Genomic DNA, 24,428 nt, shown 5'->3' with positions numbered 1-24,428 from the left:
GACAGGTCAGATCCGCGTGCACCAGGTGCAGCGGTAAGGGGAGATCCCCCACTTTAAGGGCGGGCATTGTAGCGCTGCGGGGCGGGGAGGTAAAGCGCCGGGTCGCGTCATCGCTCACCCGGCGCGCTGCGTGCTGTCAGGTGTTGTCTTTTACCGTCTGGACAGAACCATTGGTTTTGACCGAGGTGATGCCCTTATCACGCGATTGTTCCGTTGCATAAAGCTGGCTACTGCCAATCACCTGATGATTGCCCGCCTTGAGATTGAAATGGAACTTACCGTTAGAAGCCGTTTTCTTCTCAAAACGCTCGTCCAGGGGGCTGTTCGTGCGTACGGAAGCAATGCCGTTTTCAGCGGCACTTTTGCTGGTGTAAAGCTCGCTGGTCAGAATGATCTCCCCGTTTCCAGCTTTTAGCACAAACCTGAACTGACCATCACTGCTTTTACTTAATTCGAACCAACCAGACATAGGAACTCCTTGAGCGAAAGTAAAATTATCAGCACCAGTTATAAGTAAGCGAACTGGTAAAAAGAGTATGGTTGATTCCTGAATTGATTCCAGAAAAGAAAAACCCGCCAGGGGCGGGTTTCAGAGATGAAACGTCACACAATCCTGCACGCATCCGCTTCCCAACGGTACCCCACGCCATACACCGCACGAATAAATGACTGCTCGGCGTCCAGCGCCTCCAGCTTGCGGCGCAGGTTTTTGATATGGCTGTCGATGGTGCGGTCGGTCACCACGCGGTAATCGTCATACAGGTGGTTCAGCAGCTGTTCGCGGGAGAACACTTTTCCCGGCTCGTGGGAGAGGGTTTTCAGCAGGCGGAACTCCGCAGGCGTCAGGTCCAGCAGCTTGCTACGCCAGCTTGCCTGGAAGCGGCTTTCGTCGACAATCAGCGGGCTTTCGGCGTCGAGCACCTGAAGCTCGCGCTGCGGCCTGCAGCGACGCAGAATGGTTTTCACGCGGGCGACCACTTCACGCGGGCTGTAGGGTTTGCAGATGTAATCGTCCGCGCCAATTTCAAGCCCCAGCAGGCGGTCAATCTCTTCAATTTTGGCGGTGACCATGACGATCGGCACGTCAGAGAAGCGACGAATTTCCCGGCACAGGGTCAGTCCGTCAACGCCTGGCAGCATTAAATCCAGCAGGATCAGATCCGGCGGGGTCTGACGCACGTATGGCAGCACCTGGTCGCCATGGCTGATCAGCGACGGGGCGTAGCTGGCCGCACGCAAATAGTCGATCAGCAATTGCCCAAGCTTGGGCTCGTCTTCGACAATCAAAATACGTGGCGTGTTCTCGTCAATCGGTAACTCGGTCATACTTCTCTCGATAAATCCCGTTCCAGAGGTAACTCTACTGTAATGCTAACCCCGCCAAAAGGCGAATGGGCGGCGCGGATCGTGCCATTATGCGCCTCGACGATGTTAACGCAAATCGCCAGCCCCAGGCCGGAACCGCCGCTGGCGCGGTTGCGGGAGCCTTCGGTACGGTAGAAACGTTCAAACAGTTTTTCCAGCTGCGCGTCCTGTACGCCGGGGGCGGAATCCGCGAAGGTGAGGGCAAAGCGTCCGTTTTCCTGCCTGCCGGAGATGTGCAGCCCGCCGCCGCTGTCGGTGTAGCGCAGGCTGTTTTCCAGCAGGTTATTGAACAGCTGCATCAGCCGGTCTTTGTCGCCAAACACCACCGCGCTGTCCGGCAGGGAGAGGTCGATTTTCAGGTTGCGGCTGGCAAACCGCTCGCGGAAGGCGCCGCTGATCACTTCCAGAATGTTAATCACGTCCACCGGCGCTTTCTGGTAGGCCAGCGCGCCTTCGTCGGACATGGAGAGCTGGTGGAGGTCATCCACCAGCTTGGTGAGCGTGCCCACCTCCGCCTGCAGAGAGGCCACCGATTCAGGCGTAAACTGGCGCACGCCGTCCTGAATGGCCTCCAGCTCCCCGCGCAGCACCGCCAGCGGCGTGCGCAGCTCGTGGGAAATATCGGCCATAAAGTCGCGGCGCATCTGCTGGTTTTTCTCCAGCGTGCTGGCGAGCTGGTTAAAGTCCTGCGCCAGCTTGCCCAGTTCGTCCTGGCTGCGGGTATCGACGCGGGTGGTGAAATCCCCGGCGGCCAGCTTGTGCGTGCCTTCCACCAGCCGTTTCACCGGGGCGAGCAGACCGCGCGCCAGCGGGAAGGTGGCGAGCGCGGCAAGCAGGGTGGAGAGGGCGACAATCAGCCAGCTTGTCCGGCGCTGCTGGCGGTCAAAGTTGATGTCGGTGTTGCGCGTCAGGCGCTCCACCGGAGAGGCGATAACCCAGCCGACTGTCGCATTATTGACTTTGATCGCACGACGGGTGCCGTCCGGTGGTATCGGCGCGCGCGGACCTACCAGCGTGCGCATGTCCTGGTCGATCACCCAGAACTGGGTGCGCCAGCCGTGCGGCGGCATGCCTGGCCCCGGGCGATCGTCACCGGTATCGTGCTCCAGCGAGCGCAGGATCTGGAAAATAAAGCGGTCGTTATTGCGCAGAAAACGCCAGTTGCCGTGCTGGGCGTACTGTTCACTCAGCGCATCGCTTAAGCCCTGTAAACGCTGTTCATTGCCATGCTTGATGTAATCAATAAAACCGCGCTCGAAGCTGATCCGCACCGCCCAGTGCATGGTGATCAGCAGGACGATACAGGTGGCAAATATCGCCACGAAGAGCTTGCCGGTAATGCCCGGACGCCAGAATTTCATGAACCACTCCTTTTGCCGCGCCTAATCACGACGTTCTTGCTGGTATCATCCGGCACTCTGGCGAAGATGAAAGCGGGCAGGGCGATGATGACCGCCATGCTGAGATAGGTATATAAAAAGACCTGATGCGCTACCGGCGTGTCGACGCTGAGATGGTGCTGACCGTACATACCGAGCAGCAGGCCGGCAATGGTGACGCCGACGCTCATGGAGAGCTGCATGATCATCGACAGCAGGCTGTTGCCGCTGCTCGCCAGATCGTCCGGCAGGTCCTTCAGCGTCAGGGTATTCATCGACGAGAAGCGCATGGAGTTGATGATCCCCTGGCAGAACAGCACCAGCGGCAGAACGTAGTACCAGCCCATCAGCGCCACGGTCATAAACAGCAGACTCACCAGCGCCAGCCCCAGCGTGGCGGTCACCAGCACATGACGGTAGCCAAAGCGGTTCACCACCTGTACCACGATGCGCTTCATTCCCATGCTGCCGAGCACCATCGGGATCATCATCAGGCCCGCGTGGAACGGCGAAAATCCCATCCCAATTTGCAGGAACACCGGCGTCATAAACGGCAGCATGCCGCTGCCGACGCGCCCGGCGAAGCTGCCGAACAGGCCAAGACGGTAGGTAGGGTTTTTAAACAAGTTCAGGCTGAACAGCGCCTTATCGTTACCTCTGGCATGCCACAGATACCACAGTATGGCGGTAACGCCGAGCGCGATCAGAAGCCCGAGCGTCAGGGGCGAAATCCCCAGACCTTTTTGCCCGTCGAGCGCCAGGGTAAGCGTTGCCATACCCGCCGCCAGCAGGATAAAGCCAAAGATATCAAAGCGCCGCGTCTGCATTTTGTAGTTCGGCATCAGCGTCAGGGTGGCGATAGCGCCGATGATGCCAACAGGAAGATTGATTAAGAAGATCCAGTGCCAGGAGGCGTACTCCACCAGAATGCCGCCGAGCGCCGGACCCAGCAGCGGTCCCACCTGACCGGGCAGGGTCACAAAGGTCATCGCCGCCATATACTGCTCGCGCGGCACAATCTTCATGACCGTTAACCGCCCGACGGGCACCATCATCGCCCCGCCGACGCCCTGCAATACCCGCGCCACCACCAGCTGATCGAGCGTGTTCGCCTGGGCGCAAAACAGCGACCCGGTGGTAAACAGCACGATGGCGGTGAAGAAGATATTGCGTACGCCCACTTTGTCCGCCAGCCAGCCACTGGCAGGCAACATCACGGCAACCGTCAGCACGTAGGAGACAATCACCATATGCATATGCAGCGGGCTCTCCCCCAGGCTTTTCGCCATTGAGGGGAGGGCGGTGTTGACGATGGTCGTGTCCAGCGACTGCATAAAGAAGCCGAAAGCGACTATCCATAACTGCCAGCGAACGTTAGCGGGGAGATCGGTCATTTACTCGGTCACCGTGGTTCTGTTTTTGCGCGAAAAGCGCAGCCGCAGGCGGTCGAAGAACAGATAGACCACCGGCGTAGTGTACAGCGTCAGCAACTGGCTCATGACCAGGCCGCCGACAATGGTGATCCCCAGCGGCTGGCGCAGCTCTGAGCCGTCGCCGCCCGAGACAACCAGCGGCAGCGCGCCAAACAGCGCCGCCAGGGTAGTCATCATGATCGGACGGAAACGCAGCAGGCAGGCCTGGAAGATCGCCTCTTCCGGCGACAGGTTGCCGTTGCGCTGGGCGTCCAGCGCGAAATCCACCATCATGATCGCGTTTTTCTTCACAATGCCGATTAATAGCATGATCCCGATGAGCGCGATAAGGCTGAACGGCGCGCCGAACAGCTCCAGCGCCAGCAATGCCCCCACGCCCGCTGACGGCAGCGTTGAGAGAATGGTCAGCGGGTGAACATAGCTCTCGTACAGCACGCCCAGCACAATATAAACCGTGGCGATGGCGGCCAGAATCAAAATCACCTGCGAGTTCATCGTCTCCTGGAACACCTGCGCGGTCCCGGCAAAGCTGCCGCGCACGGTGGACGGTACGCCAAGCTGCGTCATCGCGCGGTTGATCGCGTCGCTGGCTTCCGAAAGTGACGAGCCCGCTGGCAGGTTAAAGGAGATGGTCGACGCCGCCGAAAGCCCCTGATGGTTCACCGACAGCGGCGCGTTGGCAGGCTGCCAGCTGGCAAAGTAGGAGAGCGGAATTGCCTTGCCGTCGTTGTTAATCACAAACATTTTGTCCAGGGCGCTGATGTCCTGGGTGTAGCGCGGGTCAACTTCCATCACCACCTTGTACTGGTTCATCGGCTGGTAGATGGTGGAGATCTCGCGCTGGCCGAAGGCGTTGTTCAGCAGGCTGTTGGCGGCTTCAACGTTAATGCCCAGACGCGACATGGTTTCGCGGTCGTAGGTCAGAGCCATCTCGGCGCCGTTGTCCTGCTGATCGGAGTTGACGTCCGCCAGCTCCGGCAGAGCGGCCAGCGCCTTGCGGATCTTCGGCTCCCACTCGCGCAGGGCGGCTAAATCGTCCGAGAGCAACGTGTACTGATAGCTGGCGTTCGCCTGACGGCCGCCGACGCGGATATCCTGAACGGCCATCAAAAACAGGTTTGCCCCCGGCTCTTTGGCAAGCTTCACCCGCAGGCGGTCAATCACCTGCTGGGCGGTTTCGTTGCGCTCGCCGCGCGGTTTCAGGGTAATAAACATCATCCCGCTGTTAACGCGTGACCCGCCGGTAAAGCCGGTGACGTTATCCACGGCTTTGTCTTCCCGAATGATCTTCATAAAGTCCTGCAGCTTGCCGCGCATCGCCTGGAACGAAATGCTCTGGTCCGCCTGAATCCCCCCCATCAGCACGCCGGTGTCCTGCTCCGGGAAGAAGGTTTTCGGGATGGTGATGTACATCCAGACGTTGAGCACGATGGTGCCGATCAGCACCAGGCCGACCAGCCGGGTATGATTCAGCACCCACTTCAGCGATTTGCCATAGCCTTCCTGCATCGCCATCAGGAAGCGACCAAAGCCTTTGCGGCGCGGCTGCGAGTGCGGTTTGCTGCGCTTAAGCATCCAGCCGCACATCATTGGCGTCAGCGTTAAGGAAATAACCAGCGAAATTCCGATAGCAACGGAGAGGGTGACGGCAAACTCGCGCAGCAACCGGCCCGGCAGCCCGCCCATCAGCAGCAGCGGCAGGAATACCGCCACCAGCGACAGGCTCATGGAGAGCACCGTAAAGCCCACCTCGCGCGTGCCCTGCAGCGCGGCCTGCAGCGGCTTCACGCCCGCTTCCAGGTGGCGGGAAATGTTTTCCAGCACCACGATGGCATCATCCACCACGAATCCCGTGGCAATTGTCAGGGCCATCAGGGACAGGTTGTTGAGGCTAAAGCCGCACAGATACATGGCGGCAAAGGTACCGATCAGCGACACCGGCACGGCCACCGCCGGAATGAGCGTCGCCCGGCCGGAGCGCAGGAACAGGAATACCACCAGGATCACCAGCGCGACGGAGATAATCAGCGTTTGCTCCACCTCTTCAAGCGAGGCGCGTATGGTCGGGGAGCGATCCTGGGCAATTTGCAGATCGATCGCTGCCGGGATGCTCTGTTGCAGTTCCGGGAGGCGGGCGCGGATGCTGTTCACCGTCTCGATAATGTTGGCTTCCGGCAGCTTGCGGATCATCAGCAGAATGGCCGGTTTAGCGTTGGTCATCCCGGCGTTGCGCACGTCCTGCACCGAGTCGGTGACGCTGGCGACATCGCTTAAGCGCACCGCCGCGCCGTTGTTGTAGTGAATAATGAGCGGCTGATACTCCGCGGCGGTTTTCAGCTCGTCGTTGGTGTGGATCTGCCAGCGGTGGCTACCGTCCTCAATCGCCCCTTGCGGTTTACGGACGTTGGCCGTGCTGATGGCGGAGCGCACGTCGTCCAGCGACACGCCCTGGTTGAACAGCGCCTGCGGGTTTAAGCCCACGCGCACGGCGGGCAGGGAGCTCCCGCCGACGCTCACGTCACCGACGCCGTTAATTTGTGAGAGGGTCTGCGCCAGTTGGGTAGACGCAAAGTCGTAAAGCTGCCCCTGCGAGTAGGTATCCGAGGTCAGCGTCAGGATCATGATCGGCGCATCGGACGGGTTGGCCTTGCGGTAGGTTGGGCGGCTCGGCATCCCGCTCGGTAGCAGGCTTTGTGCGGCGTTGATGGCGGCCTGAACGTCGCGCGCCGCACCGTTAATATCCCGGTCGAAGCTGAATTCCAGAATAATGCGTGTGCTGCCCAGCGAGCTGCTGGAGGTCATCTCGTTGACCCCCGCGATGCGCCCGAGCGAACGTTCCAGCGGCGTAGCGACCGACGAGGCCATGGTTTCCGGCGACGCGCCAGGCAGCGAGGCGCTGACCATAATCACCGGGAAATCCACCTGCGGCAGCGGCGCCACCGGCAGCAGCCGGAAGCCGAGCACGCCGCACAGGGTGATGGCTACGGAAATTAAAATCGTCGCCACCGGGCGGTAAATGAAGAGGGCGAAAAACTTCACTTATGCCTCCTCTTCACGTTTCGGGAAGCGGCTTTTGGTCCACAGCGCCAGGCGGTCAAACAGCAGGTAGATCACCGGCGTAGTGAAGAGCGTTAGCACCTGGCTCACCAGCAGACCGCCGACCATACCGATACCCAGCGGACGGCGCAGCTCCGCGCCGACGCCGGTGCTGAGCATCAGCGGCAGCGCGCCCAGAAGGGCGGCCAGCGTGGTCATCAGGATCGGACGAAAACGCAGCAGACAGGCCTGGAAGATGGCATCGCGCGGCGACATGCCCTGCTCGCGCTCGGCGGCCAGGGCGAAGTCGATCATCATGATGGCGTTTTTCTTCACGATCCCGATAAGCAGGATAATACCGATGATGGCAATGACGTCCAGCTCGCTGCCCGCCAGCATCAATGCAAGCAGCGCCCCCACGCCCGCCGTCGGCAGGGTAGAGAGGATGGTGATCGGGTGGATAAAGCTTTCGTACAGTACCCCGAGCACGATGTACATCGCCACGACCGCCGCGACGATCAGCCAGATGGTGTTACCCAGCGCGGCCTGAAACGCCAGCGTGCTGCCCTGGAACTGGGTCTGAATATCGGACGGGAAGCTGAGTTCTTTTTCAGCAGCCTGAATGGCCTCCACCGCTTCGCCGAGAGAATAATTGTCCGGCACGTTGAAGGAAATGGTGGTGGACGGGAACTGATCCAGATGGTTAATCGACAGCGGGGTATAGCGCTCTTCCACCGTGGCGATAGCGCTCAGCGGCACAATACCGCCGTCTTTGCTGGTCAGGCGCACCGAGTCCAGCCCCGCCAGGCCGGGCGTGTTTTCCGTGTTGTGCTCCAGCACCACGCGATACTGGTTGGCCTGGGTGTAGATGGTGGAGATCAGGCGCTGACCGAAGGCGTTGTACAGGGCGTTGTCCACATCCGACATCGTAATGCCCAGACGGCTGGCGGTGTCGCGGTTGACGTTCACGTACGCCGCCAGCCCTTTGTCCTGCCAGTCGCTGCTGACGTCGGCGAGCTGCGGCAGGGTGCTAAGCTTATCTACCAGCTGCGGCACCCAGGTGCTGAGGGCATCCAGCGTGGTGGCCTGCAGCGTGAACTGGTACTGCGTGCGGCTGACCTGGGTATCAATGGTTAAATCCTGAATCGGCTGCAGGTAAAGCTCAACGCCCGGCACGCGCGCGACGGCGCTTTGCAGACGCTCAATGACGGCGTTGACGCGATCGTCGCGTTCATCCAGCGGCTTGAGGTTGATCTGCAGACGCGCGCTGTTGAGCGACGGGTTGGTGCCGTCGACGCCCACGTAGGAGGTCAGGCTCTCTACCGCCGGATCTTTCATGACGATCTCAGACACCTGCTGCTGGCGCTGGGCCATATTGGCGAAGGAGACCGACTGCGGCGCCTGCAGCGTGCCCTGAATAATGCCGTTGTCCTGAATCGGGAAGAAGCCTTTCGGAATGAAAATCCACAGCATCACGCTGAGCGCCAGCGTTCCCAGCGCCACGCCGAGGGTTGCCCATGGATGGTTAAGGACTTTCGCCAGCACGCGACCGTAGGCGGCAATAATCCGCTCGAACATGCGCTCGGAGGCGCGCGAGAAGCGGTTTTGCTTGCGCAGGGACTCGTGGCTCAGCATGCGGGCGCACATCATCGGCGTCAGGGTCAGCGACACCACGGCGGAGATCAAAATGGCGACCGCCAGCGTCACGGCAAACTCGCGGAACAGCCGCCCGACGATATCGCCCATAAACAGCAGCGGGATCAGCACCGCAATCAGCGAGAAGGTCAGCGAGATAATGGTAAAGCCGATTTCGCCCGCGCCTTTCAGCGCAGCAGCTAAGGGCTTTTCACCTTTCTCGATATAGCGCGAAATGTTCTCGATAACGACAATGGCGTCATCCACCACGAATCCGGTGGCGATGGTGAGCGCCATTAGCGTCAGGTTGTTGATCGAAAAATCGAGGAACACCATCACCGCAAAGGTCCCGACCAGCGAGAGCGGCACGGCGACGGCGGGAATAATGGTTGCCGGAACGTTACGCAGGAACAGATAGATGATCATGACCACCAGCGCAATCGCCAGCATCAGCTCAAACTGGGTGTCGGTGACCGACGCGCGAATGTTAGTGGTGCGGTCGGAAAGCACCTTCACGCTGACCGATTTTGGCAGGCTTTCGATCAGCTGCGGCAGCATGGTGCGGATGCTGTCGGCGGTTTCGATGATGTTAGCGCCCGGCTGGCGCTGCACGTTCATCACGATCGCCTGCTGCTTATTGGCCCAGGCGCCGAGCCAGCTGTTTTCCGCGCCTTGCTCCACGGTCGCCACGTCGCCCAGACGCACCGGGGCGCCGTTCTGGTAAGCAATAATCAGCTGGCGGTATTCATCGGCGGACTGCATCTGATCGTTGGCTGAGAGCGTCACGGCGCGGGTAGGGCCGTCCAGCGAGCCTTTTGCTGAGTTAACGTTGGCACTGCTGATGGCGGTGCGGATGGTTTCGCTGGTCAGGCCCAGCGCGGCAATCGCCTGGGCGTTAAGCTTCACGCGAACCGCCGGACGTTGGCCGCCCGCCAGCGTGACGAGGCCGACGCCGGAGACCTGAGAAATTTTCTGCGCCACGCGCGTTTCGACCATGTCTTCGACCTGGGTCATCGGCATGGCGGAGGAGGTGACGGCAAGCGTCATGATCGGCGGATCCGCCGGGTTCACCTTGCTGTAGACCGGCGGGTTAGGCAGGTCCGACGGCAGCAGGTTGGTGGCGGCGTTGATGGCGGCCTGCACCTCCTGCTCGGCAACGTCCAGCGACAGCGTCAGCTGGAACTGCAGCGTCACGACGGATGCCCCGCCGGAACTCTGGGAGGACATCTGTTTTAGCCCCGACATCTGGCCGAACTGGCGCTCCAGCGGGGCGGTAATGGCGGACGTCACGACATCCGGGCTGGCGCCTGGATAGAGCGTCACCACCTGAATGGTTGGATAATCCACCTCCGGCAGCGCCGACACGGGCAGGAAGCGATAGCCGATAATCCCGGCGAGCAGGATCGCCACCATCAGCAGCGTGGTGGCGACAGGACGAAGGATAAACAGGCGTGACGGCCCACCTGTAGAGCCTGGGGGCATAACCTGCATCAGGATTTCTCTCCCTGTTTCGCAGGTTCAACCACTTCCACTTTGGCCCCTTCGGTCAGACGGTCAATGCCGTCGGTGACCACGCGGTCGCCTGCGGAAAGACCGGCGGCGATCACCACCGTCTGGCTGTCCTGGATACCGGTTTTAACCAGATGTTTGCTGACCTTATTGTCGCTGTTAAGTACCCAGACGAAGTTACCTTCGTTACCCATCTGCAGCGCAGCAGTGGGGATCACCACCGCGTTCTCTTCGGTGGCGACCAGCATTCGCGCATTGACGAACTGGTTGGGGAAGAGGGCATCGTCCTGGTTATTAAAGCGTGCCTTCAGCTTGATGGTGCCGGTGGTGGTGTCGATCTGGTTATCCAGACTGAGCAGGGAGCCTTCGCTCAACTTCTGCTTGTTGGTGCGGTCCCAGGCTTCTACCACCAGCCCCTTTCCGGATTTTTGCGCCTGCACCACGGTCGCAATTTCACTTTCCGGCAGAGTAAAGACTAAATCAATCGGGTGAGTCTGGGTGAGCACCACGATGCCCGTGGTGTCGCCGCTGGAGATCTGGTTGCCGATATCGACCTGTTTCAGGCCCACGCGTCCGTCAGTCGGCGCGGTGATGCGGCTCCAGTCCAGCTGCAGCTGCGCGCTGGCCACGGCGGCTTCGTCGGCTTTGATGGTGCCCTGCGTTTCGCTGACCAGCGACTGCTGGGTATCCAGCTCCTGACGAGAAACGAGGTTGGTTTTCACCAACTGCTGGTAGCGCGCCAGATCGCGACGGGCGTTGGCGAGCGTGGCTTTGTCTTTCGCGAGCTGGCCCTGCGCCTGGGCGAGGGCGACCTTAAACTGGCTTGGGTCGATTTCGGCCAGCAGATCGCCCGCTTTGACCTGCTGACCTTCCTGGAAGTGAATGGCCATCAGCTGGCCGTCGACGCGGCTACGCACCGTCACGGTGTTGGCGGCGGTAATGGTCCCAAGGCCCGTAAGATAGCGAGGAACGGCTTTATTCACCACCGTCGCCGCCTGTACTGGTGCCAGCGCGCCGCCGCGCATGCCGTGACGCCCTCCGCCTGTTGGGCGCTGTGCCTGACTGTTGGCACCGGCGGGGGCTGCGGAGTTCGCGGATTGACTGTGCCAGTACCAGGCGGCGGCAAGGACCACCACAATGATGCCAGCGGCGATTGCCCAGCGGGATTTGTTACTGCCTTTCATCGTTATACATTCTCATCCTGAATACTTCGGGGAATGATACTAGTTTAGTCAGGCAACACAGCGGAAAAATGGAGGAAATATGGAAGACTGTCTGGAATTGTCTGAGTGTGGCGATCTTTTTAGCCGGGTGGCGGCTCCGCCTTACCCGGCCTACAAAATTCTCAAACCGTAGGCTGGGTAAGCGAAGCGCCACCCGGCACAGCGGCACTAGCTAAACATCACCTGCGCCCAGCGCGCCAGCCCTGCGGTAACAGAGCCAAAGTCATCGCCCCCGGCAATCGGAATGCCCGGCAGCTGTTCCGCCAGCGCTTTCTTGATCAGCGGCGAACGGGCGCTCCCCCCGGTCAGGTAGATAACGTCCGGCTTCTCTTTGCCATTCTCCAGCGCCAGCTGCACCTGCTCCAGAATACGCTGCAGCGGCTGCGCGAGTGCCGTCTCCAGCCCGTCCTGCGAAATCGCGGTGGCCAGATCGTCGCTGATAAACGGCAAGGAGACCGCATGTTCAGCGCGGTCGGAAAGGGCAATTTTGCTCTCTTCGGCAGTACGCACCACGCGGTAGCTGAGACGCTGACGCCACACTTTATACAGCAGCGCGACTTTTTCGGCATCCTGCGCGTCGCGCACCAGATCGTTAAGGAAGCGGCCGTTCGCGGTGCTGTAAAAATCACTTTGCGCAGGCACATCGTTGATGGCAATCGCGTTCCACCATGGCAGGATCGGCAGGGCGATGCCTTTTTCCGTTTGACCGCCCATACCGAGCAGCGGCATCAGGCTCTTGAATGCCAGCGCGATATCGAGATCGTTACCACCTACGCGGCAGCCGCTGTGCCCGAGCAGGCTATTTTCACGATCGCGACGGTTATGCCACTGCGGTCCCATCAGCAGCAGCGAGCAGTCCGTCGTGCCCCCGCCGATATCCACGACTAATACGCGCTTTTCTTCCGTCAGCGTGGCTTCAAAGTCCAGCCCCGCAGCAACCGGCTCATACTGGAACACCACGTCGCGGAAACCCGCGCGGTGCGCTGCGCGTTCAAGGATCCCCTGCGCCTGCTGGTTGGCCTCGTCGCCGCCCAGCCCCTGGAAGTTGATCGGGCGGCCAATGACCGCCTGGGTAATCGCCTCGGGGACCTGCGTCTGCGCCTGATTGCGAATATGCAGCATCATCGCGCATACCAGGTCTTCGAACATCGCCACCTGCTGCGGCTTCAGGCCGCTGGCGCCGAGGAAGGATTTTGGCGACTTAACGAAGTAGACCTCTTCAGGATCTTCAATGTAGTGCCCGAGCGAAGAGAGCCCGAACTGCACGCTGGATGGTGAAACGTCGATGTCTTCCTCGCGGTTAAAGCTGACCGCCCGGCGCAGCAGCGCCTGGGTCTCCGCCGCCGTGGCCGGAACCTGATGGTGGCGGAACAGCCATTCGCTTACCGCTTCACGCGTCGGCGCGCAGAGCATTGAGGGCAGCAGCGTGCTCTCTTTTTCCATTTTCAGCAGCTGTGGCTGTCCGTTTTGCATAATCGCAACCGAGCAGTTTGCCGTACCGTAGTCGAATCCAATAAACACGATTAATCCCCATGCCAGTGAGAAGGGGCGAGACTTTAACGAAATGTCTGCATGGCGACAACAGGAATATGAAAGCAAGGCAAAACAGGACCTTTCCGTTTATGCTGTGGAGAACCCAAAAGGAGAGACGATGTACACCCTGAACTGGCAACCCCCTTACGACTGGCAGTGGATGTTTAGCTTTCTTGGCGCGCGTGCGGTCATGGGTATTGAAACCGTCACGAGCGACTACTATGAGCGCAGTTTCGCCTGCGATGGCCATCGGGGTGTCTTTCGCGTCACGCCGGATATCGCCACCCATACGCTGACCGTGACGCTCAGTCCGGGGTTAATCCCGGTGGCGCAGACGTGCCTTGACCGCATAGAACGCCTGTTCGATCTCTCCTGCAACCCGCAGCACATCGCAGATACGCTGGGCGATCTCGGTGCTGCCCGGCCAGGCTTGCGTTTGCCGGGGGCGATGGATGCGTATGAGCAGGGTGTCCGGGCGATTCTCGGACAACTGGTGAGCGTGGCGATGGCGGCGAAACTGACGTCGCGCGTGGTGGCGCTGTGCGGCGAACCGGTGACGGATTGTCCGGGTTATCTCTGTTTCCCCACGCCGGACGCCCTGGCGACAGCGGACCCGCTGGCGCTGAAAGCGTTGGGCATGCCGGTAAAGCGGGCGGAGTCGTTAATTCATCTGGCGCAGTCGGTCATCGACGGGACGTTTCCGCTTTTCCCGCCCGCGAATATTGAGGCCGGGATGAAAGCGCTACAGCAGCGGCCGGGGATAGGGCGCTGGACGGCAAACTACCTGGCCCTTCGCGGCTGGCAGGCGAAAGATGTCTTTTTGCCGGATGATTACCTGATTAAGCAACGCTTTGCCGGGATGACGCCCGCGCAAATTCGGCGTTATGCCGAGCGCTGGCAGCCGTGGCGCTCTTACGCGCTGCTGCACATCTGGTATACCGACGGCTGGGCGCCGTCAGTTGATGGCGAAATAACTGGTGTTGAGCAGTAGATCCAGCGGCTGCGGCTCGGCGATGGTGTCACCATAGATAAAATCAATGCCGATGCCGGAAAGCGTATCCATCATGATGGGCTGGTTGCAGGGGCCCGCGATAGTTTTCATTCCCAGACGCTGGGCGTGGCCCTGAACAATGGTGACCATCATCTCATCCATCAGATTGCCATACACGTTGCTGACCACCTCTGCGTCCAGCATCAGATAGTCGGCCATATTGGCGGTCAGGTGGGTAAAGACGTTCATGTCGCGGCCCACCTGGCTGAAGATCACGCGGCAGCCCGCCTGGCGAAGTTTTTGCAGACCCCGTTGCAGGTTTTTATCCGGGCTGCACACCACATCGGCAGAGATAACCAGATGCAGGAGACGGCCCGGCATAGGGCTTTTATCCAGCAGGTCGAGAAGTTCATCGACCAGCGTTACGCTGGCTAAACCGGCCTCAGAAAGCGGCAGTGCCACCCCCATACCTTTACTGGCGACCTGTGCGGCAGAGGCACGGAAAAATTCACTAAAAATACGTCTGTCGAGGGCGTGCAAAAGCTCAGGCTCCGCCAGCCCGGAGCGGAAGGCATGCTCTTCCTGGACTTCGCCCTGGCTGGTCCACAGGCGTAACGACAGCAGCCAGAAATTACTGCTCTCCGGAATGCGCGGGGAGGCGACGCTGCGGGCAATCATCATCAGGTGATTGTCTTTAATCATGTGCCATTGTTCATCAAGCGACATCATGCTGCGCGTATTGTGATCCCGCTCCTGCTGGGGTTCGTATACCGTTACCATGCCACGGCCGCTGTTTTTCGAGGCATAACAGGCAATATCCGCCTGCGACATCACTTCCGACGCCTGATGGTTATTTTCATCAATCAGCGTGATACCTGCGCTGGCGCCGATCCGGTGAAGGCGGCCTTCCCACATAAAGTGATAGTCATTGATCGTATGGATCAGGCGACCGGCGATATAGCGCGCGCTTTCAATATTGCAGTCCGGTAACAGTAACCCGAACTCATCCCCGCCCAGACGCGCCAGCACGTCGCTGGAGCGGAGCATGGTCAACATCAGGGAAGAGAGTTCCCGCAGCAGGGCATCACCCGCCGCATGGCCTGCCGTATCGTTGACGGCTTTGAAGCGATCGAGATCGATAAAGACCAGGGCATGACGCTGGTGTGTTTCGCGAACGGTCTGCAAGAGTCGTTTCAGATGATTTTCGAAGCTGACCCGGTTTGCAAGATGGGTCAGGGCATCGTGGGAGGCGCTATAACTCAGCTGACGCAGCATTTTGCGCGACTCAGTCACGTCCTGAATCACGATAACCGAGCCAATATTCTGCCCATCCAGCGTGCTGAGCGGCGTAATGCTGTAATGAATATCAAAATTCCCGCCGGTACGGCAGTTCAGCACCACGTCCTGATCGATATCGGAACGGGACATATCGCCGCTGTGAATATTCTCCATCAGCGGCCCTTTTTCACCAAAGGTGATGTGCAACACTTTCAGAATCGGCTGGCCGATAGCCTCGGTCTGCAGCCAGCCGCTCATTTTCTCGGCCACCGGGTTCATGAAGGTGACGTTCATGTTGATATCGGTACACAGCACTGCTTCACCGATGGAATCGAGGGTGATGTGCAGACGCTCTTTTTCCTGGAAAAGGGCCTCGTTGAGCTGCTTAACCTCGGTCATGTCCATGTTGATACCGAGCAGCCGTTCGACTTCACCTTGCTTATTGAGCACCCGGTTCGCCAGGGAGCGAATATGGCGAACGCCTTCCTTCACGCGGATGCGGAATTCCAGCTTAAACGGTAGACGGGATATCAGCGAATCCCGCAGCACCTTCTCAGCGTGGGCACGATCTTCCGGCAGCATCGTGTCATGCCAGAGCTGCCAGGTGGGCTTGATGTGCGGCGGGATCTCATACATCTCAAACATCCGCTTATCCCAGCTGATGATGTCTGGCTCCAGATCCCACTCCCAGATGCCGATGCCGCCCGCTTCGTTAGCAAGCGTAATCCGCTCCATCAGGCGTTTATTGACCCACTCGGTCTGCTTCAGGTCGTTAATGTCTTCAATCTGGGCGATAAAATAGAGCGGCGAGCCGTCGGCATGACGCACGACGGAGACGGCGAGCAGCGCCCAGACCACTTCTCCGTCGCGGGTGTAGTAGCGCTTCTCGAGGGTGTAGGTGTTGATGTCGCCGTTGACCAGCTGTTCGAGCTGCTCCAGGTCGGTGTGCAGATCTTCCGGCCAGGTGAGCTGCTGGAAGGTCAGTGATTGGAGTTCCGTCTGGCTGTAACCGAGAAAATTGCACAGCGCCTTGTTAGCCTGAAGCCATTTGCCCTCAATGCTGACCAGCGCCATACCGATGGCGGAATACTCCATCGCATTGCGGAAACGCTCCTCGCTTTCGGTGATGTGTTTGCGCTCGGCGCGGAAGGCATACATCACCATGGTCATCACGTTGGCAGGCAGGAGCAGCATCAGGAACGGCAGCCAGGGGGCGTTAAGCATCGTCCCGACGTGCTGGGTTGTCAGCGCCACAGGGTTTCGGGAAATCATCAGCGACACAACCATCACGGTGATCAGAAACACCATGAACGCTTCCATCCGCGGCAGGCGCACGGCGCTCCACATAAGCAAAACGATAACGCAGGTGAAAGGCCACGGCAGCCAGGTAATGGCTGCCCAGCTGAGGGCCAGCGTCACGGCCAGGGTGGTCAGCGTTTCCAGCAGCAATCTCGGGTCACGGTGGCGCAGCAGATAATGCGGTTTAAATAACAGTCCCAGCGGCACCACTGCCAGCGCGCCAATGGCTTCGGACAACACCCAGACGAAGAAATTACGCAGGGGTTCAGGGCCGGGGGCCAGCAGAGACACCAGGACGCCGCCCACCAGCGGCGGTATCATTGCGCTGCCGAGGGCCACGCGGATCCAGTCATTCAGATTCTGCAGCGGGTTGTACCACGGGAGCAATTTGCGCAGCAATAGTGCGCCAGTAAAGGCCTCAACCACGTTAATTGAGGTATAGGTGAGGCTTATCGATCCCCACGAAAACAGCATCCAGGTGGCCAGAATATTGCCGAACGAACAGGCCAGGGCGATTCCCGGCCACATTTTTCCGGCATGGCGGTAAAATGCCACCATCATAATGGCGGTGGGGAACCAGAGCGGGGCCAGCAGGGTGCCAAACCGGGTGAGCTCCAGCGAAAATAAGGTAAAGATAAAGGTGACCAGGCCCAGACAGACAAGTCGTATTAAAGGATGTGGGGTGGTAACCAAAACCCGCTGGTATTGTTTATTCATTACCGCTTTATCCAGAGACGCCATGCCGTCAGGGAAGATGTCCGAACGCGTGAATTTGATAATTTGGTTTATGCTAGTACAAACAATTTACAATTCATATGGTGACCGCTCAGAATTTGACACCACAGACTTATTAAATAGAGGCTCCATGAAAAAAACCTGTTAAACGCTGAAAAAACGCCCATTTAAATTTCACTCAGGGAATAAAGCGCCACTTTTCGGCCAGTCTCGCAGAACCTGTGCTTTCGACTGGTATCACGCCCGCGAAATCCCTATAATTGCCGCGTTTGACGCTCCGGCGTCGTCCTTCCTTAACATCCAGGTTAATCAGGTCGCTAAATTTATGACTGATAAGTCTCATCAGTGCGTCATTATAGGCATCGCCGGCGCATCGGCTTCAGGTAAAAGTCTAATTGCCAGTACGCTTTATCGCGAACTGCGTGAACAAGTAGGTGATGAGCATATCGGCGTCATTCCCGAAGACAGCTATTACAAAGATCAATCCCATCTGTCGATGGAAGAGCGCGTCAAAACCAACTATGACCACCCCAATGCAATGGATCACAGCTTGCTGTTCCAGCATTTAGAAGCGCTTAAGAGCGGCCAGGCGATTGAGCTGCCCGTTTACAGTTACGTAGAACACACCCGTACGCAGGAAACCATCCGCATCGAGCCGAAAAAGGTCATTATCCTTGAAGGCATCCTGCTTCTGACCGACGCTCGCCTGCGTGAATCCATGAACTTCTCGATTTTCGTTGATACCCCGCTGGATATCTGCCTGATGCGCCGTATCAAGCGTGACGTGAATGAACGCGGCCGTTCGATGGACTCCGTCATGGCGCAATACCAGAAAACGGTCCGCCCAATGTTCCTGCAGTTTATTGAGCCATCCAAACAATACGCCGATATCATCGTGCCGCGCGGGGGTAAAAACCGCATTGCTATTGATATCTTAAAAGCGAAAATCAGCCAGTTTTTTGAATAAGCCGCGTGAATTGTGTACCGTTCAGAGATAACCTGGTTTTACCCTGAGTGCTTACCGCCTCAGGGGACGATGCATGAAAGGAGAAAGTGCCATGCGTCTTTGTGATCGCGATATAGAAGCCTGGCTGGATGAAGGCCGTTTGTCTATTACCCCACGTCCACCTGTTGAGCGTATCAATGGCGTGACCGTTGATGTACGGTTAGGGAATAAATTCCGTACCTTTAGCGGTCATACCGCACCGTTCATCGACCTTAGCGGGCCGAAAGATGAAGTCAGCGCCGCGCTTGATCGCGTGATGAGTGACGAAATCGTCATCGACGAGGGGGAAGCCTTTTATCTGCATCCGGGTGAACTGGCCCTGGCGGTGACGTTTGAATCCGTCACCCTGCCTCCGGACCTGGTCGGCTGGCTTGATGGCCGTTCTTCGCTGGCGCGACTGGGACTGATGGTTCACGTAACCGCGCACCGTATCGATCCAGGCTGGTCGGGGCGTATCGTACTGGAATTCTTCAATGCCGGTAAATTGCCGCTGGCGCTGCGTCCGGGCATGATGATCGGCGCGTTAAGCTTTGAACCGCTGTCAGGCCCGGCAGATCGTCCTTATAACCGTCGGCAGGACGCAAAATATCGCGACCAGCAGGGCGCGGTTGCCAGCCGTATTGATAAAGACTGATCGTTAGCCCATTGAGGATGCTATGAGAAGAGTTCTGACAACGCTGATGATTTTGCTGGTGGTGCTGGTGGCTGGCCTTTCGGCGTTGGTTCTGCTGGTTAACCCCAACGATTTCCGCGCTTACATGGTGCGGCAGGTCGAGGTACGCAGTGGTTATCAACTGAAGCTTGACGGGTCGCTACGCTGGCACGTCTGGCCGCAGCTCAGTATTCTCTCTGGCCGCATGTCGCTCACGGCGCCGGGGGCGTCCCAGCCGCTGGTGTCCGCAGACAACATGCGCCTTGATGTGGCGCTAATCCCGCTCATTTCCCATCAGCTGCAGGTTAAACAGGTGATGCTGAAAGGCGCGGTGATTCAGCTCACACCGCAATCCGAAGCCGTGCGTGATGCAAATGCGCCGGTTGCGCCGCGCGAAAATACCCTTCCTGATGAACCGTCCGATACTGGCTGGTCCTTTGATATCGGCAAGCTGAAAGTTGCCGATAGCGTGTTGGTTTTCCAGCATGAGCGCCAGGAGCAGGTGACCGTTCGCAACATTAACCTGCAGATGGAGCAGGATGCTCACCATCTTGCGTCGGTGGAATTTAGCGGGCGCGTGAACCGCGATCAGCGCGATTTGACCCTGTCGCTGAATGCCAGCGTCAACGCCTCAGACTATCCGCATCAGCTTACGGCCGACATCCAGCAGCTGGACTGGCAGCTGACGGGTGCCGATCTTCCCACCCAGGGGATCACCGGGCAGGGAACGCTGCAGGCCGTGTGGCGTGAAGAACAAAAGCAGCTGGAGCTGAATAATCTCACTCTGCAGGCCAATGACAGTAGCCTGAAGGGGCAGGCGAGCGTTACGCTCGAAGAGAAGCCGAAGTGGGTGCTGAATCTGCAGTTTGACAAGCTCAATCTGGAAAACCTGCTGCCACCGCTGCCAGCCAGCGCCACGGACAGCGATGCCACGCAGACGGGGCAAAGCCAGGCCCCGGTTTCACGTCCGGTTATCTCGTCTAATCTTGATCAACCTGACTATAACGCCCTGCGCGGATTCACGGCGGATATTCTGCTGAAAGCCAATAGCCTGCGCTGGCGCGGCATTGATTTTACCGACGTGAGCAGCCAGATGTTTAACCATAACGGTTTGCTGGTGATCTCCGAACTGAGCGGTAAGATGGGCGCAGGGAACCTCTCGCTGCCCGGCACGCTGGATGTCCGTAAAGACGTTGCCAGCGCCGAATTCCAGCCGCGTCTCGACAACGTTGAGATAGGTACCATCCTGAAAGCGTTTAACTACCCGATATCCCTGACGGGGCAGTTGACGCTTGCGGGTGACTTCTCCGGCACGAAAATTGATGCGGATGCTTTCCGCCGCGAGTGGCAGGGGCAGGCGCATCTTGATCTGAAAAACTCCCGCATGGAAGGGCTTAACTTCCAGCAACTGGTGCAGCAGGCGGTCGAGCGCAGCAGCGATGTGAAAGCCCAGGATAATTACGACAGCGCCACGCGCCTCGACAGCTTCACCACCGACCTGACGCTGGACAACGGCCAACTCTCTCTCGACGGAATGCAGGGTACCTCTTCACTGTTATCAATGACGGGTGAAGGTAAGCTGGATCTGGTGAAAGAGACGGCGGACACGCGCTTTAACGTGCGGGTACTTTCCGGCTGGCAGGGTGAAAGCAAGCTCATCGACTTCCTGAAAGAGACGCCGGTCCCGCTGACCGTATATGGCAAATGGCAGGCTCTGAATTACAGCCTGCAGGTGGATCAGATCCTGCGTAAACATCTGCAGGATGAGGCGAAACGTCGGCTTAGCGGCTGGGCGGATCGTAATAAAGAGTCACAGGACGGCAAGGATGTGAAGAAGCTGTTGGATAAGCTTTGATGTCCGTTGTGCCGGGTGGCGGCCTTGCCTTACCCGGCCCAGACACCGCAGGCCCGGTAAGCGCAGCGCCACCGGGCTTTTTTACACCTCAAAATCCAGCTCTTCCTCATCTCGCAGTGGAATGAGCTGAACCTTCTGCACGCGATGATTTTCAATTTGCAGCGTTTTGAGCAGATAGTCGCCCACCTGAACCTCTTCCCCCGGCTGCGGGATACGCTGTAAATACTCCATCAGCAGACCGGCAATAGTGTGATATTCCCGTTTTTCATCCAGCGGCAGCGGCACATATTGCACCAGGTCTTCAAGCGGCATATGGCCGTTAGCCGTCCACGAACCGTCTGCGTTTTTCTGAATGTCATGGCGGGCGTCAATCTCATCCACCTCGTTAGGCAAATTACCGGCAATGGTTTCCATCACGTCGCTGAGCGTGACCAGCCCTTCCACCGAACCAAATTCATCGACTACGAAGGCAAAGTGCGTGCGCGCGTTACGGAATTGCTCAAGGGCGGAAAGCAACGGTAGCCCCTCAGGGAAAACCAGCGGCTGGCGAACCAGGGCGCGCAGATTGAGCGCCTCGCCGTGCAGCTGCTGCTGGAGCAGGTCAATAACGTGCACCACGCCCAGCAGCTCCTCTTCCTCTTCACCGCCGGTCACCACCACGCGGGTATGCTGGTTTTTATCCAGCAGGGCGCGAATGTGCTCTTCCGGTGCCGTCAGGTCGATATGTTCAATGTCATGCCGCGACGTCATGATGCTGCTGACCGTCCGCTGATTCAGATTGAGCACCCGCTCGATCATCCGTCGTTCCTGCGGGTCAAAGATCAGCCCGTCGCTGTGATCGGCCAGCATGGCGGAGGATTCGGCATCCAGCTCCGCATCCTCTTTCTTACCACTTAACAGGCGCATAACCGTGTCGGCCGTACGCTGACGCAGGGTCTGATTCGCAGAAAGGAAGCGGCGGCGGTTAAATATCGCCAGCTGGTTAAGCGCTTCAATCATGACGGAGAATCCAATGGCGGCATACAGGTAGCCTTTCGGAATATGGAAGCCAAACCCGTCGGCCACCAGGCTAAAGCCAATCATCAACAGGAAGCTCAGACAGAGGATCACGATGGTCGGGTGACTGTTCACAAAGCGGGTCAGCGCCTTGCTGGCCATGACCATCAGCGTGATGGCAATAATCACCGCGGCCATCATCACCGCAAGGTGGTCCACCATCCCGACGGCGGTGATCACCGAGTCCAGGGAGAAGACCGCATCCAGCACCACGATTTGCGCCACTACCGGCCAGAATTTCGCTCCACGGCGCTGGGTCGGGTTCTCGCTGTCTTTGCCTTCCAGTCGCTCGTTGAGTTCTACCGTGGCTTTGAACAGCAGGAACAACCCGCCGAAGAGCATGATCAGATCGCGGGCGCTAAAACTCAGACCGTGAATGGAGAACAGAGGCTGAGTGAGCGTGACCAGCCAGGAGATAGAGGCCAGCAGCAGTAACCGCATCACCATCGCCAGCAGCAGACCCGTCACGCGCGCGCGGTCGCGCTGGGAAGGGGGCAGTTTTTCAGCGAGGATAGCGATAAAGACCAGATTATCAATCCCGAGCACTAACTCGATGACGACCAGCGTAACCAGCCCGGCCCAGATTGAGGGATCGGCAATCCATTCCATAGTAATAGCAATACCTTCTGTTATATGACGAATGTCACACTTCGATCATGGATAAAGCTGGGGGAAATTGCAATGCCGGGCTGAGATTTCTCTTAATACGACGGGTAAAAAAGAGAGCATTCTCAATAGGGTGTAAATAAGCGAAATACGTATATTTAATTACAAAGAAAGCATTTTAGGATATATCGCAGTTAATGGTTTTTAGTCTCTTTTTGTCAATATAAAGAAAATCCTAAAAGGTCAAAAATTTGCTCTTAATATTAATCTTAAAAACCGATATTAGGACAGTTGTCTCCTTGCCTGCTATTAGGTTAGCTGCAACAATTCTCCCAGCATCAAATGTTAAATCTCGGTGTTGCTATTTATGTTCGGTCTTCAGGGATGGTTATTCATTATCCGTCGGGTTTCTTAAGCGACTGATATATTTCATGAAGACCTTGCTCAAGAGGGTGTCTATCCATAACACATTGTTTAGTCAGTGGATTGGTAACTGAAAGCCAAGGGCGGTAGCGTGCCTGAAAGCGTGTGAATCAGCCTCGATTATTCTGTCAATAGCCAATGGATGAATAAGCTTTTTTTAGGACTGATGCCAGTTATATTTCTATTTGATTAACTGCATGCTGAAACCCAATACGACTCGAGCTTATTTAAATTGCACAGGATAATTACTCTGCCAAAGTGATAAATAATCAATGATGAAATCCAAAATGAAATTGATGCCATTATTGGTGTCTGTGACCTTGATGAGTGGTTGCACGGTCTTTCCCGGCAGCAATATGTCAACAATGGGTAAGGATGTGATCAAGCAACAGGATGCCGATTTTGATCTCGACAAAATGGTGAATGTTTATCCACTTACGCCTCGTCTGGTCGAACAATTACGTCCACGTCCGAATGTTGCCCAGCCGAATATGTCATTGGACCAGGAAATTGCGTCCTACCAGTACCGCGTGGGTCCGGGTGACGTGATCAACGTGACCGTCTGGGACCACCCCGAACTGACCACGCCAGCAGGCCAGTACCGCAGCTCAAGCGACACCGGTAACTGGGTGCAGTCAGATGGCACCATGTTCTATCCCTACATTGGTAAAGTCCATGTTGCAGGGAAAACGCTTGCCGAGATCCGTAGTGATATTACCGGCCGCTTAGCGCAGTACATCGCCGATCCGCAGGTGGACGTTAATATCGCCGCATTCCGCTCGCAAAAAGCCTATATCTCCGGCCAGGTGAACAAATCCGGCCAGCAGGCCATCACCAACGTTCCTCTGACCGTACTGGATGCCATTAACGCCGCGGGCGGGTTAACCGACGGTGCTGACTGGCGCAACGTGGTCCTGACCCACGAAGGCAAAGAGCAGCGCATTTCGCTGCAGGCGCTGATGCAAAACGGCGATCTGACCCAGAACCGCCTGCTGTATCCGGGCGACATTCTCTACGTACCGCGCAACGACGATCTGAAAGTCTTCGTGATGGGTGAAGTGAAGAAACAGAGCACCCTCAAAATGGACTTCAGCGGTATGACCCTGACCGAAGCGCTGGGCAATGCGGAAGGCATCGACCTGACCTCGTCGAACGCCAGCGGTATCTTCGTTATCCGTCCGCTGAAAGGCGAGGGTACGAAAGGCAAGATTGCCAACATCTACCAGCTGGATATGTCCGATGCGACCTCTCTGGTGATGGCAACGGAGTTCCGTCTCCAGCCATACGATGTGGTGTATGTCACCACCGCGCCGGTTGCCCGCTGGAACCGTCTGATCAACCAGTTGCTGCCAACCATCAGTGGCGTTCGCTACATGACGGATACGGCGCGCGACATTCATACCTGGTAATCCGC

At 57.9% G+C, this 24,428-nt stretch carries 15 protein-coding genes; 5 read left to right on the top strand and 10 right to left on the bottom strand.

Annotation, left to right across the window (positions count from 1 at the left end; translation table 11 throughout):
• Positions 1-136: 136 nt before the first annotated feature.
• The 8 genes from FU672_RS03695 to yegD form a co-directional block, all read right to left on the bottom strand.
• Positions 137-469, bottom strand: a complete 333-nt coding sequence (locus FU672_RS03695) for a YegP family protein (protein ID WP_148242213.1) — start codon at positions 467-469, stop codon at positions 137-139.
• A gap of 134 nt (positions 470-603) precedes the next feature.
• Positions 604-1,326 (bottom strand): envelope stress response regulator BaeR, encoded by a 723-nt coding sequence (gene baeR, locus FU672_RS03690; RefSeq protein WP_148242212.1) that lies wholly within the window; start codon positions 1,324-1,326, stop codon positions 604-606.
• A complete protein-coding gene (baeS, locus tag FU672_RS03685) occupies positions 1,323-2,726 on the bottom strand; it encodes an envelope stress sensor histidine kinase BaeS (RefSeq protein WP_023312417.1) in 1,404 nt (467 codons plus the stop codon). Before baeS ends, baeR begins: the two co-directional genes overlap by 4 nt.
• Entirely contained in the window at positions 2,723-4,138 is a 1,416-nt protein-coding gene (locus FU672_RS03680) for an MFS transporter (protein ID WP_148242211.1), read from the bottom strand. The genes baeS and FU672_RS03680 overlap by 4 nt, the downstream gene beginning before the upstream one ends.
• A complete protein-coding gene (gene mdtC, locus FU672_RS03675; RefSeq protein ID WP_148242210.1) occupies positions 4,139-7,216 on the bottom strand; it encodes a multidrug efflux RND transporter permease subunit MdtC in 3,078 nt (1,025 codons plus the stop codon). It abuts the gene before it with no gap.
• Positions 7,217-10,339: an MdtB/MuxB family multidrug efflux RND transporter permease subunit gene (locus FU672_RS03670; RefSeq protein WP_148242209.1), complete on the bottom strand. Its 3,123-nt coding sequence runs from the start codon at positions 10,337-10,339 to the stop codon at positions 7,217-7,219.
• Positions 10,339-11,541, bottom strand: a complete 1,203-nt coding sequence (locus FU672_RS03665; RefSeq protein ID WP_148242208.1) for an MdtA/MuxA family multidrug efflux RND transporter periplasmic adaptor subunit — start codon at positions 11,539-11,541, stop codon at positions 10,339-10,341. Before FU672_RS03665 ends, FU672_RS03670 begins: the two co-directional genes overlap by 1 nt.
• A gap of 207 nt (positions 11,542-11,748) precedes the next feature.
• The gene (gene yegD / locus FU672_RS03660; RefSeq protein ID WP_148242207.1) at positions 11,749-13,101 is read right to left on the bottom strand and encodes a molecular chaperone; all 1,353 of its coding nucleotides are present in this window, start codon (positions 13,099-13,101) and stop codon (positions 11,749-11,751) included.
• Positions 13,102-13,231: 130 nt separating this feature from the next.
• Between yegD and alkA the strand changes: the two genes are divergently transcribed.
• Positions 13,232-14,104, top strand: a complete 873-nt coding sequence (alkA, locus tag FU672_RS03655) for a DNA-3-methyladenine glycosylase 2 (RefSeq protein ID WP_148242206.1) — start codon at positions 13,232-13,234, stop codon at positions 14,102-14,104.
• Here the strand turns inward: alkA and FU672_RS03650 are convergent.
• Positions 14,069-17,398, bottom strand: a complete 3,330-nt coding sequence (locus FU672_RS03650; RefSeq protein WP_148242205.1) for a diguanylate cyclase — start codon at positions 17,396-17,398, stop codon at positions 14,069-14,071. The genes alkA and FU672_RS03650 overlap by 36 nt on opposite strands.
• 343 nt (positions 17,399-17,741) lie before the next feature.
• Here FU672_RS03650 and udk point away from each other — a divergent pair, with 343 nt between their 5' ends.
• The 3 genes from udk to asmA all read left to right on the top strand — a co-directional run bounded on the left by udk (position 17,742) and on the right by asmA (position 20,929).
• Positions 17,742-18,383: a uridine kinase gene (gene udk / locus FU672_RS03645; RefSeq protein WP_008500855.1), complete on the top strand. Its 642-nt coding sequence runs from the start codon at positions 17,742-17,744 to the stop codon at positions 18,381-18,383.
• Positions 18,384-18,474: 91 nt separating this feature from the next.
• The gene (gene dcd / locus FU672_RS03640; RefSeq protein ID WP_023312408.1) at positions 18,475-19,056 is read left to right on the top strand and encodes a dCTP deaminase; all 582 of its coding nucleotides are present in this window, start codon (positions 18,475-18,477) and stop codon (positions 19,054-19,056) included.
• 22 nt (positions 19,057-19,078) lie between these two features.
• Positions 19,079-20,929 (top strand): outer membrane assembly protein AsmA, encoded by a 1,851-nt coding sequence (asmA, locus tag FU672_RS03635; protein WP_148242204.1) that lies wholly within the window; start codon positions 19,079-19,081, stop codon positions 20,927-20,929.
• 81 nt (positions 20,930-21,010) lie between these two features.
• Here asmA and FU672_RS03630 read toward each other — a convergent pair whose 3' ends face one another.
• Positions 21,011-22,594, bottom strand: coding sequence for a TerC family protein (locus tag FU672_RS03630; RefSeq protein ID WP_148242203.1), 1,584 nt, complete (start codon positions 22,592-22,594; stop codon positions 21,011-21,013).
• Between the two features lie 692 nt (positions 22,595-23,286).
• Here FU672_RS03630 and FU672_RS03625 point away from each other — a divergent pair.
• A complete protein-coding gene (locus FU672_RS03625) occupies positions 23,287-24,423 on the top strand; it encodes a polysaccharide export protein (RefSeq protein ID WP_042719349.1) in 1,137 nt (378 codons plus the stop codon).
• Positions 24,424-24,428: the final 5 nt, after the last annotated feature.

It is taken from the genome of Enterobacter asburiae, from assembly GCF_008080435.1.
GTDB classification, from domain to species: domain Bacteria; phylum Pseudomonadota; class Gammaproteobacteria; order Enterobacterales; family Enterobacteriaceae; genus Enterobacter; species Enterobacter asburiae_C.
The sequence above is the reverse complement of the archived record's forward strand: the minus strand, read 5'-3'. Positions and strand labels throughout refer to the sequence as shown.